The following is a 15,997-nucleotide window of genomic DNA, read 5'->3' as shown; positions in this document are numbered from 1 at the left end:
GCATATATTGTTAACTAAGGGTTACAAAACCCTAGTTAACAATAGCGATAACTATAATTATAAGGTGCCTTTATGATCACAAGCATTAGTCCTGCCGGAAGCCTCGAGCTTCTCTCGCAACTTGAAGTAGAACGTCTCAAAAAAACCGCCTCCAGCGATCTCTATCAACTCTATCGAAATTGTACCCTCGCCGTCTTAAACTCGGGTAGCCATACTGACGACTCAGAAGCGTTGCTAAAAGAATACCAATCCTTTGATGTTGACGTTGTGCAACGCGAGCGAGGTGTCAAGTTGGTTCTGTCACACGCTCCAACACACGCCTTTGTGGATGGCGTGATCATCAAGGGAATTCAAGAACACTTATTCTCTGTTTTACGAGACATTATTTATGTCAACTTACAGATTGAATCCAACCCTCAGATTAATTTATCCAATGCTGTCCATATCACTAACACCGTGTTTCGGATTTTGCGCAATGCAGGCGCAATGAAGATGGGCGTCGATCCAAATTTAATTGTCTGTTGGGGTGGTCACTCCATAAATCCGGTGGAGTATCAGTACACGCGAGAAGTCGGGAACGAACTTGGGCTTCGCGAGCTTAATGTATGTACTGGTTGCGGACCAGGAGCGATGGAGGGCCCAATGAAAGGAGCAGCCATTGGTCATGCAAAACAGCGATACACACAGCCGCGATACATTGGACTGACTGAGCCTTCAATTATTGCCGCTGAACCGCCAAACCCGATCGTCAATGAATTGATCATCATGCCGGACATTGAAAAACGCTTGGAAGCCTTTGTCCGCCTAGGACATGGCATTATCATTTTCCCTGGTGGCCCAGGCACGGCCGAAGAGCTGCTTTACATTTTAGGTATCATGCTTCACCCAGATAATCGCGATCAACCCATGCCGATTGTGTTAACTGGTCCTAAAGAGAGCGAAGCCTATTTCCGCTCCATTGATCTTTTTATCCGCGAGACCTTAGGCGAGGAAGCAGCAAGTCTTTACGAAATCGTGATTGATGATCCAGCTAAAGCTGCACAAATCATGAAAAACGCGATGCCTAGAGTAAAAGAACACCGCAGAAGCAAAGAAGACTCCTACAGCTACAATTGGTCATTAACTATCGAGCCTGAGTTTCAAATGCCGTTTGAACCTACACACGACAGCATGGCAAACCTCGACTTACATCTGGAGCAAAAGCCTGAAATTTTAGCCGCAAATATGCGCCGTGCATTCTCAGGCGTTGTTGCAGGGAACGTTAAAGCTGAAGGCATTAGAGAAATCAAAAAGCACGGACCGTTTATATTGGATGGCGACAAATCGCTAATGACTAAAATGGATCGTTTGTTGGGTGATTTTGTGGAGCAACAACGTATGAAGCTCCCAGGCTCTACCTATACACCTTGTTATAAAGTAAAGACCTAAAATCACCACTAAAGTCATCCTTACTTAATACTCTGTAACAGGATACAATGGGGCTTCGGCCCCATTTTTCGTAACATAATCATGGCACTACATCTGGTTATAATTGATGCGCTAAACCTGATCCGCCGCGTCCACTCAGCGCAGCCGGATCCTGCGGATATTCAACGAACCATTACCACTACCTCACGGACATTAAATCGAATTTTTGATGAAGCAAAGCCGAGTCACATCATTGCGGTTTTTGATCATCACCAACAGGTACGTGGATGGCGGGCCGAACGATTCCCAGCTTATAAGCAAGACCGAAAACCAATGCCTGTCGAGCTGCAAAATGGCCTCGATGCCATTCAACAAGCCTGGTGGGAGTTAGGGATTGACTCACTGCTGTCTGACGGTGACGAGGCCGACGATCTTGTCGCAACCTTGGCGGTGAAAGTGGCAAGCCAGCAACAACAGGTCACCATTATTTCAACCGACAAAGGCTACTGCCAATTACTGATGCCTACCCTGCGTATCCGCGACTACTTTCAGCATCGTTGGTTAGATGCGAACTACGTAGAAAAAGAGTTTGGCGTCAAAGTATCTCAGTTAACCGATTATTGGGGACTAACAGGCATTAGCGGCACAGGGCTAAGTGGCGTACCCGGTATTGGCCCCAAGGCGGCTCAAGAGTTGCTTGGTTTATGTGAAAACATCGAACACATTTATAGCCACGCCGATATTCCCAACAAGTACCAGAAAAAGTTAGAGGGCCAACAGCAACATGCGTTGCTTTGCCGTGAACTGGCCCAGTTAAATACAGACCTTGAGCTTGGGTTTAATTTGCAGGATTTAAGATGGAAAAAGCCGCACTCATAATGACTGCGGCTTTAGACGATATGTACTGAGCGAAACGACGATTACCAACCTAACTTAGTATGCGCCTGCACATGGACCGTGATCTCTTCTCGGTCGTGGTATAGGTGCTTAGCTTGGAGCGTAAACTTAATGCCGTTTTCTTTTAAGAAAATCTTTAAGTTTTCGATATCTTCTAGCACTTCTTCATAGCGACCTTTCATTGGCAATTTGAGGTTAAAAATCGCTTCTTTACACCAACCTTTAATCAACCATTCTCCCATCAACTGAGCAACGCGAGATGGTTTCTCGATCATATCGCACACCAACCAAGTGACATTCTTACGAGGTGGTTCAAACTTAAACCCATCAACCTGATGATGCTTAACTTGCCCAGTGTCCATCAAGCTATCTGCCATCATTCCATTATCAATAGCGTGAACAAACATAGAACGCTTCACCAATTGATAAGTCCAGCCGCCAGGACAGGCGCCTAGATCGACGGCCCACATACCAGAAGACAACCGTGTATCCCATTCTGACTTGGGTATAAACACGTGAAACGCCTCTTCCAATTTAAGCGTCGAGCGACTGGGTGCGTCTGCTGGAAACTTAAGTCTTGGGATCCCCATAGCGAACGCAGAGTTATTACCATTGTACGAGTAACCAACAAAGCAATGACCCGACGCGACAAAACAGGCGTGCATGACAGGTTTATTGGCATGCTCTTTTTTCATCAGTACCGATTTACCGCGCAACGCTTGTCGAAGTGGCACGGTAAATTTACGACAAAACTTAGACAATTCTTTTGCTTCGTTGGTGTCTGGAGTTTCAACACGTAACTCGCCACACAGTGGAATGTTATCGTGCTCGGAAAGTGCATCCAAAATCGGGCTAATACGATCATCAGCAGGCAGCTCTTTAAGCTCAGCTAATACCGCAAAAATTTGCCGTGCAAAAATCAGCGTTTGAAACTCAACCTGCTTAGCAAGCTTATCGGCGTCCCCATCTTGATAACATTCAAACAGCACATATCCGCTGTTACGCGTCATACGAGGAAACCCATACACTTCGAGTGACGTCGCTTTATCTTGGATCTCTCCAGCACACTCTTTTTCAAAACCGGGGCGACAATAAAGCATTAAGTGTTTCAAACCACACCTCTTAAACAAATCGATAAATAATAAACAGGCGGAGCATAGCACATTCCGTCATGTACGGACGGCCTAATATCCAAACCGTATACGGCTAGGCCGTCTCTTCTTCACTGCTGAAGGCTTGTAACTCTTTAGCAGCGGTACTAAGCATCCAATCACGAAACGTAGCAACACGCCCCATATCGGCCTGATTAGGATGACACACAATATAGAATGCGTTCTTACTGATTAGATGCTCGTCAAAAGGCGCGATTAGCCGCCCAGCATCAATCTCAGGCTGCGCCAGTACGTTGTTACATAACGCCACACCTTGACCGTGGATAGCCGCTTGCAGCACCATCGTTGAGTGGCTAAAAATCGGCCCTTGATTAATTTTGACCTTATCGAGCTGAAACTGCTTAGCAAACTGCTTCCAATGCTTGCGCGATGTGTCATGCAGTAATGTGTGTTGGCTAAGGTCATCAATCGAGTTTAACGGCTTATTCCCCTTTAGCATCGCTGTGGAGCACAGAGGTATCAAAAACTCTTGATACAATTTATCGGCTCTAACACCAGGCCAATTTCCACGGCCATAGTAAATGGCAACATCCACATCATCGGTTAATGAACCTTCATCCATATCGACCGCTTTTATTCGAACATCGATGTCAGGTTGTTGTGCATTAAAATCGGCTAACCTAGGGACCAACCACTGAATGGCGAAGCTTGGTTGAAGACTAATGGTTAAGGAGCCCTTCTCACTGCGCTCTAGAACCTTGTCTGTTGCCTCAGAAAGTGCGCTAAACACATCTTTTATATCCAGGAAGTAACTCTGTCCTTCTTCGGTTAACAGTAACGATCGGTTTCGCCGACGAAACAGTTTAAGCCCTAGAAATTCTTCTAATGACTTAACCTGGTGACTTACCGCAGCCTGAGTAACGAACAACTCTTCAGCTGCTCGTGTAAAGCTTAGGTGTCTTGCTGCTGCTTCAAAAACACGCAATGAATTAAGTGGTGGTAGGCGCCTAGACATCCGCTTTGTTCCTATTAGTTTTTCTTATGCGAAACATTATAAATTGTCGATTGAGTTCAGGCTATAGAAATTCTATATTTCACCCCAGCAATACTGGTCTGAACGGTTTGTTTTGATTCCTCTGAATCAGCAAATGATGAGTTATTGCAATGTTGTGTTTGCACGCTCGTTATTCGAGCAAGGTAGATTCTACCAACTGTTTTGAACCCTACCGTTCGAGACATACTTCCTGTTTAAAGACTTGTCTGTCTATTATACCGCCATTTTTTGGCGGTATTTTTTTAGCTATTACTTTTGGTTTAATTCTCGTTTGTGGATAAAAAGTAGAATTAAAAAAGCCTTAGCTAGGCTAAGGCTTTTACAAAGCAGATACAATGTACAGAACAGCTCGCTTACGGGCGATATACTTTTACATTGTTAAAGCCCTGCTCCTTGAGATACAGCGCTTGTAAGCGACTCATAACGCCGCGATCGCAGTAGAGCAGATAAGTCTTCGACTGATCCAAGTCGCCAAATTTAGTCGACAATTTAAAGAACGGGATATGCTTCACGTCCACGCCCTCTAACTCTAGCGGATTGTCATCTTCTTCATCCGGGCTGCGGATATCCAACACAATACCGTTGTCTTCAAGTTGTTGAACCTGTTCCACTTCTGGTGCTTGTTCAAGGCTTTCTTTAGCAATATCACGAATATCCATGATGCGAGCATCACGGACAACTTGTTCCAGGATAGATAAGTCAAAATTACCCTCTTCCTTTTCAAGCTTTTCTTTCACCGCTTTAACCGTTGGCTTACGCGAAATAACGCCACAATACTCTGGCATCACTTTGGCAAAATCTTCAGTACCTATTTGACGAGCGACATCGATAATGTCTTCTTTGTCCCAGTTGATCAGTGGACGCAAGATTAATGTATCGGTCACGGTGTCGATGTGACGAAGGTTAGTCAGAGTCTGGCTAGACACTTGCCCTAGAGCTTCCCCTGTAACCAATGCTTCGATGCCAAAGCGCTCTGCCACCATGCCACCAGCGCGCATAAACATACGTTTTAGCACAACACCCATCTGACCGTCGGCGACGTTTTCAAGGATCGCTGCAACCACAGGTTCGAAGTCTACCGAGATGAACTTCACTTTGGCTGAAGAGCCGTATTTTTCCCACAAGAAGTGAGAAACTTGCTTAACACCAATCTCGTGCGCAGGACCGCCAAGGTTGAAAAACAAGAAATGCGTCTTAGAGCCGCGTTTAATGTGTAGGTAGCTCGATACACCCGAGTCAAAACCACCAGAAATCAGACTTAAAACGTCCTCTTGGGTTCCTAATGGGAATCCACCCAATCCTTTATGGCGTGCAAGCACTTGATTCAGTTTGTCACCAGCAACTTCAACGTTGATAGTCACATCTGGGTTCTTCAGCTTCACGCTTGCACTTTCAACCGCTTGATTTAGACCACCACCAACATAGCGTTCAAGCTCGATGGAGGTGAAGTCGTGTTTTCCGCGACGTTTGGCACGTACTACAAAGGTTTTGTTTTCCAGCTTAGAAGCCGACAGTGCATTCACTTGCTCAAAAATGTCATGCAAGTCGGTAAACTCTGACTGCTGAACTTCGAGAACGTGATGGATACCTGGTGTGCGAGTCAAAATTTCTAGAACCTGCTCGCGGTACTCAGCATCGGGTGCTGCGACTTCTATATGATCGCGACGGTTAAAAACGGCCACCGACTCAGTACGGCGCTGAATGATGATTCGAAGGTTACACTCCAATATTTTAGTGAATCGCTTACGCACTGATTCACTTTTCACAAAAATTTCTGGATGTGGCTTTACAATAAATTTCATCTCAACGACCGTTTCATTAGCTAGGAATAAGAACTTCTACTCTGATAGAGCCAGTGTAGTTCAAAATTAAGGCGCGCATTATATACGCAAATTGGTCGCAGATAAAAAAATAAGTGACCAAAGCCACTTATTTTATGTAAATCCTATGCAATTTAGCGAACGCTGACCTCATCACTTAGCTTCGCTTTGCCTTGCATGATGTTGATCTCTACTCGACGGTTCAACGCTCTAAGCTCGCGTGTGCTGTTGTCGTTAAGCGGCTCGGTATCTGCCATGCCACGAACTCGCAGTCTGGCGTGGTCAAACCCTTTCACTTTTTCCATCTCATGGGCAACCGATACAGCTCGCTGCGACGACAAATCCCAATTTGAACGATACAGCTCGGAATCCAACTGGCGATTGTCGGTATGACCCGAAACCATAATGATTCCAGGCACGTCTTTCGCTAGATCGGCAATTTGTCTCACCAGTGGTCGGAACTTGGGTTGCAAATAGGCGGATCCTTCAGGGAATGCACCATTTTCACGAATGCGGATAATCAGCTGTTGGCCAAGGTTTTCAACGTCAATGGCACCTTGCTCTATTTCGCGCGCGAGGGCTTTTTTGATCGACTCTAACAAGTGATTAGTTTCTTCTGACTGAGAGTCGGCCTTATTCTGATTTTGCTGTTGCTGCTGCTGTTGATCTTCGTTGTTTTGGTTCATCTTTGTCGATGACTCAGGAGACTGCCCGCCAGTTAGCGTGCCTGCATCACGGCGTGTTCCACCTGCTCGATCCGACTCCCCTTCGTGAAAATCCAGAGTTTGCCTCGTCATATCGATGGTTTGCTGCATGATCACATCGATAGGAGTCGGCTCTGGACGACCAGGACGAAACTCCTGCGCTATTACGCTGGTGCCTTTAGGGATGTCTTTTACTTCAATTTGATTTTGCACACCAAACGCAAACTTCATCGAGCCTGCGATCTGTTTGAACTTCAGTACGTCCATCTCAGAAAATGAGAGCAGCAGTACAAAAAAGCACATCAACAGTGACATTAAGTCAGAAAACGTCGCCATCCATAATGGCGCGCCTGGTGGTGGGCATTTACACTTCTTTTTTGCCATAATTTGGCCTACTCAGCATCAACGTCAAGTGCGCGTTTAGTCTCATTCAAATAGTTCTTAAGGTATGAATCAATAACGCGAGGGTTCTGACCATCTTGAATGGCTAATACCCCATCCATAATCAGATTTCGATTGAGCACTTCTTGTTCACGGCGCAGAGTCAATTTATCGGCAATAGGAATAAAGATCATGTTTGCCAGCATTGCACCGTAAAGTGTGGTTAAAAGGGCGATTGCCATCGCAGGACCAATTGATTTGGGATCATCCATGTTTGACAGCATTCCCACCAAACCGATCAAGGTGCCGATCATTCCCATCGCTGGGGCAACATCACCAAACGCCTTAAACACTCTCGCGCCTTGATCATGTCTGGCATCGGTTAAATCAATGTCTTTTTCTAACGCGGTACGCACTACATCGGCGTCGTGACCGTCCACCAGCATGTCGATGCCTTTTTGCATAAAAGAGTTAGTGATTTCCATCTCTTCAAGCGCCAAAAAGCCACCTTTACGCGCCGCATCTGCCATCTCTACAATACGAGTAATGAGATCATCAGGGCGATCCACTTTAAACATGAAGGCTTTAACTGCGATTTTCGCCGCTGCAAAGAACTGACCCATTTCAAATTTCATCATGACGACAAAAAATGAACCGCCCACAACGATCAACACTGATGTGGTATCGGCGAACAGCATCAAGCCCCCACCAATGACCATCGCCATGACGATAAACGCGAACGATCCTAGTAATCCAATTAAGGTTGCTAAATCCACTCTAAACCTCTTTGAAATGGTAACAAAGTTAATTTCCTACTGGTGTTATCGGCCAAAGATCCAATTCTTTAATCCCTTTTTACTCTTTTCCTACCTCTAAAGTGAGCAATACAACATCCTCAATGAAATCACATTGAAATATCAACCACCCACAATGTTCACTTTAGGCTGTGAAAAAGTAACAATTTCAGCACATTCGATTTGACCCTGTCCCTTAGCTCATGTACCTTGCACTGATTCTATTTCGAACCCTAAAAAGTGCTCCCATGGCTGTGAAAAAACCAGAAAACATGTCCTTTGAAGAGTCGCTTGGCGAACTTGATCGAATAGTCAATCAGCTAGAGCAAGGTGACCTAAACTTGGAAGACGCGTTGAAGCAGTTTGAGCGCGGCATTTTGTTGGCAAGAGCCAGCCAAGGAAAGTTGAGTGATGCGGAGCAGCGGGTAGAAATATTGCTCGAAAACAGCGAGCAACTCAGTCAATTTGAATCTAATGTCACACCACAAGATAGCTAATGCCGCACTTTTTAACGCCTTATCAAACTCGCAGTAATCAACAGCTCGAAGCTTGGGTAACGCAGCACCCCTTTGCTGACCATCAACTCCTAAAAGCAATGCAATATGCACTGTTATTAGGAGGCAAGCGTATACGCCCCTTTTTGGTCTATGCCGTCGGCGAAATGCTTGGCACTCAGCCTGAAGATCTAGACACACCTGCGAGTGCTATTGAATGTATTCATGCTTATTCGCTAGTACACGACGATCTTCCCGCTATGGATGATGACGAGCTGCGACGCGGTAAGGCTACCTGTCATATCGAATTTGACGAAGCAACCGCGATATTAGCGGGTGATGCCCTGCAAACTCTTGCGTTTAGTGTACTCGCAGATGGCGAACTTGCCCCATCGGCCGAGCCCTTCAGAATAAACATGATCAGTGAGTTGGCCAAAGCCAGTGGCGCTGCGGGAATGTGTGTTGGCCAAGCGATGGATCTTGAGGCCGAAAACAGAGCTGTAGACATTGCTCATTTGCAAGCTATTCATCAGCATAAAACGGGTACCTTGATTGAATGCGCAGTAACATTAGGGGCGTTAGCCAGTGGCGAAAAAGGCCAACAAATTCTTCCAGCCTTGAGTGAATACTCAAACAAGCTTGGATTAGCCTTCCAGGTACAAGATGACATTTTAGATGTGGTCAGCGATACTGAAACATTAGGTAAACCGCAAGGGTCTGATTTAGAACTGAATAAATCAACTTACCCATCTTTATTGGGTTTGGATGGTGCACAGCAAAAAGCTGACACACTTTTGCAACAAGCGCTTCATGCGCTCGCAACAATCCCTTACAATACCCAACTATTAGAAGACTTTGCTCGATACGTTGTGCAAAGAGAGTACTAAGAAGTATTTTATGAGTTTAGATATTGCCAAATACCCTCTTTTAGCGGCCGCCAACACGCCCGACGAGTTGCGTTCGCTTCCTAAAGAGCAACTGCCACAATTATGTGAAGAACTGCGCACCTACTTACTAAACTCGGTGAGTCAATCTAGCGGCCATCTAGCCTCTGGTTTGGGAGCGGTCGAACTAACCGTAGCAATTCACTATGTATACGAAACGCCCTTCGACCAATTGATTTGGGATGTTGGCCACCAAGCCTACCCACATAAGATACTGACTGGCCGTCGCGAGCAGTTGCCAACGATTCGACAAAAAGATGGCTTACACCCTTTCCCTTGGCGTGAAGAAAGTGAGTATGACGTGCTGTCTGTTGGGCACTCATCGACGTCCATCAGTGCCGGTTTAGGCGTAGCTATCGGCGCCGCCAAAGAAGGCAAAGACAGAAAAGTGGTCAGTGTGATTGGCGATGGCGCGATAACTGCGGGTATGGCTTTTGAAGCCATGAACCACGCCGGCGACATTCATCCCGACATGCTTGTGGTTCTTAACGACAACGAAATGTCGATTTCAGAAAACGTTGGAGCCCTTAACAACCATCTGGCACAAGTATTATCAGGCAACTTGTACACCTCGATTCGAGAAGGTGGCAAGAAAGTGCTTTCTGGTGTTCCACCGATTAAAGAGCTGGTGCGACGCACTGAAGAACATTTAAAAGGCATGGTCGTTCCTGGAACCATGTTTGAAGAATTTGGCTTTAATTACATTGGCCCTATCGATGGCCATGATGTATTAGAGCTCATCAAGACACTAAAAAACATGCGAAACCTAAAAGGCCCGCAGTTTTTACATGTCATGACCAAAAAAGGCAAAGGTTACGCACCAGCGGAAAAAGATCCCATTGGTTACCACGGCGTACCAAAATTCGACCCAAACCACGACTCATTACCTAAAAGCGGCGGCGGCAAGCCAAGCTTTTCTAAGATATTTGGTGATTTCCTGTGTGACATGGCCGCAATTGATCCAAAACTCATGGCGATCACTCCTGCCATGCGTGAAGGCTCGGGTATGGTTCGTTTCTCTAAAGCCTTTCCTGAGCAATACTTTGACGTTGCCATTGCAGAGCAGCACGCCGTCACCCTAGCAAGTGGACTGGCGATATCAGGAAATCATCCCATCGTGGCGATTTACTCTACGTTCTTACAACGAGGGTATGATCAGCTTATTCACGATATCGCTATCATGAACTTACCGGTAATGTTTGCCATAGACCGTGCTGGACTCGTTGGAGCCGATGGCCAAACACACCAAGGTGCGTTCGATCTAAGCTATATGCGCTGCATTCCCAACTTAGTGATTATGGCACCAAGTGATGAAAACGAATGTCGTCAAATGCTCTATACTGGGCATCAGCATCAAGGACCTAGCGCGGTTCGTTACCCTCGTGGTAACGGCATGGGTACCGAGCTGCAAACAGAGTTCACAGCGCTTGAAATAGGCAAAGGCCGAATAATTCGCCAAAGTGACTCAAACAACATCGCAATTTTAAGCTTTGGCACCATGCTGCCTTACGCGCTAGAAGCGGCGGACGCACTTGATGCCACGGTCGCCGATATGCGCTTTGTTAAGCCTCTCGATGAAGCGTTAATCCGTGAACTGGCCGAGCAGTACGACCTGCTTGTGACAGTGGAAGAAAACGCGATAAAAGGTGGTGCAGGCTCTGCGGTAGTGGAATATCTGATGCAGGAGAAGCTGCTCAAGCCAACCCTAAACATTGGTTTGCCAGATCACTTCGTAGCACAAGGCACTCAAGAAGAGATGCATGCCCTACTGGGTATTGATGGCGCGGGTATTATCAAGCAAATACAACAATACCAACAGAAGTAGCACTGACTAAAAAAACAAAAAGGTGAACCGAGGTTCACCTTTTTTGTGTCTGATACTTTTTGTGTCTATCACTTTTTATGATAGTACAGCTCTTATGCTTTGAGGCTTGCTCAAGCTTAGCAACGGATAGTTAAAGCCACCCAGCCGCCAATCCCACGATATAAAGTGAAATACCGGCCATGATTCCAGCGACGATATCGTCAATCATAATGCCCAGCCCACCGTGAATGCGCGCATCCAGCCAGCCTATTGGCCATGGCTTAACCATGTCGAAAAATCGAAATAACACAAACCCTGCGATCAACCACTTCCACTCATCGGCGGGTAATTTAAGTAACGGTACGATCAGCATGGTTAGCCACATACCAACAAACTCATCCCAAACAATAGAGCCGTGATCGTGAACGCCCATGTCGTCAGAAGCGACCTGACAGATTTTTATCCCGATGAAAAAGGTGACAATCAACACCACGATGTAGGCACTGACTGGCAACTGCACCAAGAGCAAGTACAGAGGAATTGACGCAAGTGTCCCCATAGTGCCAGGAACAATAGGCGATAGCCCAGAACCAAATCCTGTTGCGAGCAGGTGCCAGGGGTTTTTAAGTGAAAGTAATGCGATTGGATTAGTCATTATTATTAAAGTGGTCAAAACCGGATAACGTCCAGTTTAGCGGCTCACCGCTAGCATGTAAAACGATGCCTGAGCCCGACTGAATCTGACCAATGCATGTGATATGAGTACCAATATTCGCCAACTCGATTTCTATACTGCCTCGATGAAGCTCAGGCACAATAAAGCACAGCTCGTACTCTTCACCGCTAGTAAGTGCATACTGCTGAGCCTGTTGCGGATCACTGCAGTACTCTTGAAGCTCTGCAGATAATGGCAACGCATCGACATCCAACCGAGCACTGACACTTGAGTGAGACAGTATGTGTGACAGATCCGCATACAGGCCATCTGAAATATCAATTGCAGCCGATGCTCGATTAAGCAGCTGTTGCCCCGCGTAAATACGTGGTGTACTTTCAAAGTGGCGTTTTTCAAGTACCTTTAAAAGCGCACTTGGCTGAGAGGCAACGCCACCGTGAACGGTATTAAGGATGACATCAAGTCCAGCTTTTGCATCACCGAGATTCCCAGTCACGTAAATCCAGTCGCCTACAGAAGCACCACGTCGAGTGAGTGCTTTGCCTTCAGGAAGCAAGCCTTGAACTGTGAGCGTAATGCTCATCGGTCCTTTCGTGGTATCACCGCCAATTAGCTGGATATCATAGTAGTCGGCAAACTGGTGGAATGCGTCACTAAACGCCTTTAACCACTCAGTATCCATTTCAGGCAACGTCAGGGCTAAAGAGACCCATGCCGGCACTGCGCCCATTGCCGCAAGATCAGATAGATTCGAAGACAGCGCTTTTCGGGCTAACCAAGCAGGATCGGCATCAGCTAAAAAGTGTGTACCCGCGACCATGGTATCGGTACTCACGGCTATCTGGCTAAATTCAGGAGGCTTAACTAACGCACAATCATCACCAATGGATAACAGAACGTCCTTTCGAGAGGTTTGTCGTTTGGAAAAGAATTGCTCGATAAGATCGAACTCGCCTGCCATGATTTTCGATTCCTTTGAAATGCAGATAAAAGAAAGGTCAGCAAATGCTGACCTTAGGAATTACTTCTTGCGAACATGCGGTGCGGCTTTATCTAGCACACCATTCACAAATTTGTGACTGTCTTCAGCACCGAACACCTTAGCCAGTTCGATGGCTTCGTTGATCACTACTTTGTACGGCACTTCTTGGCAATGCACCATTTCGAACATTGCTAAACGAAGTAGCGCTAGCTCCATCATATCCAAATCTTGCATAGGGCGAGATAGGTATGGACGCAACTTGCTGTCCAGTTGCTGATGGTTTAGAGCCACGCCGGTGAACAACTCACGGAAATAAGCGACATCGGTCTCTTTTTCGTTAAGAGACGGCTCTTCCGCGTGATGCTGTTCTTCGTCGTACTTTTCGCCAGCTAGAAAGCTTTCTTCTATGTTAGCGATATTTTCTTTAGTAATTTGCCACGAGTAGATCGCTTGTAAGGCAAATTGACGTGCATTTCTGCGTGCGGCTGGTTTCACACGGCCTCCCTTAGGAATCGATTTCAGATAGAACGTTGATCATCTCTAGCGCACTCAATGCAGCCTCTGCACCTTTATTACCAGCCTTGGTTCCTGCGCGCTCGATCGCTTGATCAATGGTATCAACAGTAAGGACACCAAACGCGACTGGAAGACTAAACTCCAACGACACTTGCGCCAAACCTTTGTTGCATTCGCTACACACATAATCAAAGTGAGGTGTACCACCACGGATAACGGTACCTAAAGACACGATCGCATCATAACGACCGGTTTTAGCTACACGTTGTGCCACAAGAGGTAACTCAACCGCTCCAGGACAACGAACAACAGTAATGTTATCTTCGCTGACTTGGCCGTGGCGCTTTAAAGTATCGATAGCACCAGACAATAAGCTTTCGTTAATAAAGCTGTTAAAACGAGAAATAACGATCGCAATTTTCGCGTTTGGAGCTGGGAATCCACCCTCGATCACTTTCATAAGCCTTCCTTAAACCAATTTGATAAAGTGAGAATCGCAGGATTCTAGCACAAATTTGTGAGCGATATCCAAAGATTCTCCGATGTAAATAATAAAAATCGGTGTTAATCGATTACCACAACAAGGCAACTGCACCGATTCGTAAAATCTCACTATGATCTGTTGTGCGACTAGGCAAAACCATTACGTTGTAAAAATTCTAAACTGATGCTGGACTCGGGTTTATCACCTTGCGCTTTCGCGTCTAAAAGTCGTTCCATATAGCGTGCCAACACATCCACTTCCAAGTTCACGCGGTGACCGACAGCAAACCGATCAATAGTGGTTTCGCTCGATGTATGCGGTACAATGGTTAGCTTAAACGCATTCTTTCTTAACGCATTCACTGTTAAGCTTATACCATCGACGGTAATAGAACCTTTCTCGGCAATATAGCGCATAAGTTCGGCCGGTGTTTCAACCCAAAACTCTATGGCTCGACCTACAGCAAGGCGCTCGATAATCGTCCCGACACCATCTACGTGTCCAGAGACAATATGACCGCCAAAGCGAGTGGTCGGTAGCATCGCTTTTTCTAAGTTCACATAATCACCGGCTTGGTAATCTGCAAAGCCCGTCTTATTAAGCGTTTCGACGGAAAGGTCGGCGGTATAGCTGTTTGCATCAAAAGCGGTGACCGTTAAGCAAACACCGTTAGTCGCTATGCTGTCGCCTAATGCGACATCGCTCATATCGAGGCTCGTTGATTCGACACAGATTGAGACGTCTTCACCCGTAGGGGTTAATGAGCGCAATCGGCCGACGGCCTCTACAATTCCAGTAAACATGTTTTTTCCTAGCAAGTTGAGTTAGCGTAGCGAGCAGCTCAGTCGAATATCTTGGCCAATCAACCGAATATCTTCAATATTGAGGTCAATGGTATCTGCCATGTCGCTAATGCCGGTAAGTCCGAGCAACGAACGAGAATCTTGGCCCATGAATTTTGGCGCAAGATAAAGAATGAGTTCATCCACAACTTGGTGCTGAATGCATTGACCGGCAAGCGTAGCACCTGCTTCAACCCATACATCATTAATTGAGTGCTCAGTGGCTAAAAAGCGAAGCAGCTTAGGCAGGTCAAATTGATGAGCTGCATTAAGTAAGTTGTGTTGCATCGCCAATGTGGAGCCGAGTATAAGTCGATCACCTGCAGATTGGAATAATCTTAGATCATTAGAAAGACGATTATTCGCGTCCAAGATAACTCTGAGTGGCTGCCTTAGAGAAGACTCATCGAGCGTCGAACGAACACCGTCTGGCAGTTCGTCGTAGCGAACATTTAACGATGCATTGTCATCAATCACCGTCTGCGCCGTCGAAAGGATTGCACTTGATTTAGCACGATAGACTTGGACATCCGTACGAGCATTCGCGCCGGTGATCCATTGGCTTTTACCGTTTGCCAATGCTGTTTTGCCATCAAGAGAAGCCGCCATTTTTAATGAAACAAATGGCATGCCTGATTTCATTCTTTTAATGAAGCCGCGATTGAGTTGATTAGCCTGAGGTTCAAGCAAACCCACCTCCACTTCAATACCGGCATCTTTTAACATGGCGATCCCACGCCCTGACACTTGAGGGTTTGGGTCTTGCATCGCGCAGATGACTTTAGACACTTTTGCTTCAATGAGACCTTTTGCACAAGGCGGCGTTCTTCCATAATGCGAGCAAGGCTCTAACGTTACGTATGCAGTAGCACCTTCGGCTTGCGCGCCCGCTTCGCGAAGTGCATGAACTTCTGCGTGCGGCTCTCCCGCTTTGCGATGGTAGCCTTGACCAATGATCTGCTGATCCTTAACGATAACGCAGCCTACATTGGGGTTAGGAGAGGTCGTGTATTGCCCTAGCTTGGCAAGAGAAATAGCTTTGGCCATCATTTGATGGTCAATTGAGGAGAACCTATCGCTCATTGA

The 15,997-nt window shown here is 46.3% G+C and carries 16 protein-coding genes; 5 read left to right on the top strand and 11 right to left on the bottom strand.

Going from position 1 to position 15,997, the window contains the following annotated elements; translation table 11 throughout:
- Positions 1 to 72: 72 nt before the first annotated feature.
- Both ppnN and xni read left to right on the top strand, forming a co-directional pair.
- A complete protein-coding gene (gene ppnN / locus JQC93_RS17230) occupies positions 73 to 1,428 on the top strand; it encodes a nucleotide 5'-monophosphate nucleosidase PpnN (RefSeq protein ID WP_205159615.1) in 1,356 nt (451 codons plus the stop codon).
- A gap of 81 nt (positions 1,429 to 1,509) precedes the next feature.
- Complete coding sequence (gene xni / locus JQC93_RS17225; RefSeq protein WP_205159614.1) at positions 1,510 to 2,286, top strand: flap endonuclease Xni; 777 nt, start codon at positions 1,510 to 1,512, stop codon at positions 2,284 to 2,286.
- A gap of 41 nt (positions 2,287 to 2,327) precedes the next feature.
- On the opposite strand, the gene rlmM is transcribed toward xni, so the two are convergent.
- The 5 genes from rlmM to pomA form a co-directional block, all read right to left on the bottom strand.
- Positions 2,328 to 3,416 carry a 23S rRNA (cytidine(2498)-2'-O)-methyltransferase RlmM gene (rlmM, locus tag JQC93_RS17220; protein ID WP_205159613.1) on the bottom strand — a complete coding sequence of 363 codons (1,089 nt, stop codon included), beginning with the start codon at positions 3,414 to 3,416 and terminating at the stop codon, positions 2,328 to 2,330.
- 94 nt (positions 3,417 to 3,510) lie between these two features.
- Complete coding sequence (locus tag JQC93_RS17215; protein WP_205159612.1) at positions 3,511 to 4,431, bottom strand: transcriptional regulator GcvA; 921 nt, start codon at positions 4,429 to 4,431, stop codon at positions 3,511 to 3,513.
- 392 nt (positions 4,432 to 4,823) lie between these two features.
- Complete coding sequence (gene thiI / locus JQC93_RS17210) at positions 4,824 to 6,272, bottom strand: tRNA uracil 4-sulfurtransferase ThiI (RefSeq protein WP_205159611.1); 1,449 nt, start codon at positions 6,270 to 6,272, stop codon at positions 4,824 to 4,826.
- Positions 6,273 to 6,424: 152 nt separating this feature from the next.
- Positions 6,425 to 7,378, bottom strand: a complete 954-nt coding sequence (locus tag JQC93_RS17205; protein ID WP_205159610.1) for a flagellar motor protein MotB — start codon at positions 7,376 to 7,378, stop codon at positions 6,425 to 6,427.
- Between the two features lie 8 nt (positions 7,379 to 7,386).
- Entirely contained in the window at positions 7,387 to 8,151 is a 765-nt protein-coding gene (gene pomA / locus JQC93_RS17200) for a flagellar motor protein PomA (RefSeq protein WP_205159609.1), read from the bottom strand.
- Between the two features lie 266 nt (positions 8,152 to 8,417).
- On the opposite strand from pomA, the gene xseB reads away from it, so the two are divergent.
- Genes xseB through dxs form a run of 3 tightly spaced genes read left to right on the top strand, consistent with a single transcriptional unit; the run spans position 8,418 to position 11,432 of the window.
- Positions 8,418 to 8,666, top strand: coding sequence for an exodeoxyribonuclease VII small subunit (xseB, locus tag JQC93_RS17195; protein WP_084886467.1), 249 nt, complete (start codon positions 8,418 to 8,420; stop codon positions 8,664 to 8,666).
- Positions 8,666 to 9,550 (top strand): (2E,6E)-farnesyl diphosphate synthase, encoded by an 885-nt coding sequence (gene ispA, locus JQC93_RS17190; protein WP_205159608.1) that lies wholly within the window; start codon positions 8,666 to 8,668, stop codon positions 9,548 to 9,550. Before xseB ends, ispA begins: the two co-directional genes overlap by 1 nt.
- A 10-nt stretch (positions 9,551 to 9,560) precedes the next feature.
- Positions 9,561 to 11,432 (top strand): 1-deoxy-D-xylulose-5-phosphate synthase, encoded by a 1,872-nt coding sequence (gene dxs / locus JQC93_RS17185; protein ID WP_205159607.1) that lies wholly within the window; start codon positions 9,561 to 9,563, stop codon positions 11,430 to 11,432.
- A 130-nt stretch (positions 11,433 to 11,562) separates the two neighbouring features.
- Here the strand turns inward: dxs and pgpA are convergent, their stop codons facing one another.
- The 6 genes from pgpA to ribD all read right to left on the bottom strand — a co-directional run bounded on the left by pgpA (position 11,563) and on the right by ribD (position 15,994).
- The gene (gene pgpA / locus JQC93_RS17180) at positions 11,563 to 12,066 is read right to left on the bottom strand and encodes a phosphatidylglycerophosphatase A (RefSeq protein ID WP_205159606.1); all 504 of its coding nucleotides are present in this window, start codon (positions 12,064 to 12,066) and stop codon (positions 11,563 to 11,565) included.
- A complete protein-coding gene (thiL, locus tag JQC93_RS17175; protein ID WP_205159605.1) occupies positions 12,059 to 13,048 on the bottom strand; it encodes a thiamine-phosphate kinase in 990 nt (329 codons plus the stop codon). Before thiL ends, pgpA begins: the two co-directional genes overlap by 8 nt.
- A gap of 60 nt (positions 13,049 to 13,108) precedes the next feature.
- Entirely contained in the window at positions 13,109 to 13,582 is a 474-nt protein-coding gene (gene nusB, locus JQC93_RS17170) for a transcription antitermination factor NusB (RefSeq protein WP_408068616.1), read from the bottom strand.
- Complete coding sequence (gene ribH, locus JQC93_RS17165; RefSeq protein WP_084886485.1) at positions 13,575 to 14,045, bottom strand: 6,7-dimethyl-8-ribityllumazine synthase; 471 nt, start codon at positions 14,043 to 14,045, stop codon at positions 13,575 to 13,577. Before ribH ends, nusB begins: the two co-directional genes overlap by 8 nt.
- 170 nt (positions 14,046 to 14,215) lie before the next feature.
- Positions 14,216 to 14,872: a riboflavin synthase gene (locus tag JQC93_RS17160; protein ID WP_205159603.1), complete on the bottom strand. Its 657-nt coding sequence runs from the start codon at positions 14,870 to 14,872 to the stop codon at positions 14,216 to 14,218.
- 21 nt (positions 14,873 to 14,893) lie between these two features.
- Positions 14,894 to 15,994, bottom strand: coding sequence for a bifunctional diaminohydroxyphosphoribosylaminopyrimidine deaminase/5-amino-6-(5-phosphoribosylamino)uracil reductase RibD (gene ribD, locus JQC93_RS17155; protein ID WP_205159602.1), 1,101 nt, complete (start codon positions 15,992 to 15,994; stop codon positions 14,894 to 14,896).
- Between the last annotated feature and the right edge of the window lie 3 nt (positions 15,995 to 15,997).

This window comes from Vibrio ulleungensis, from assembly GCF_016900875.1.
In the GTDB taxonomy this organism is placed as follows: Bacteria; Pseudomonadota; Gammaproteobacteria; order Enterobacterales; family Vibrionaceae; genus Vibrio; species Vibrio ulleungensis.
The sequence above is the reverse complement of the archived record's forward strand: the minus strand, read 5'-3'. Positions and strand labels throughout refer to the sequence as shown.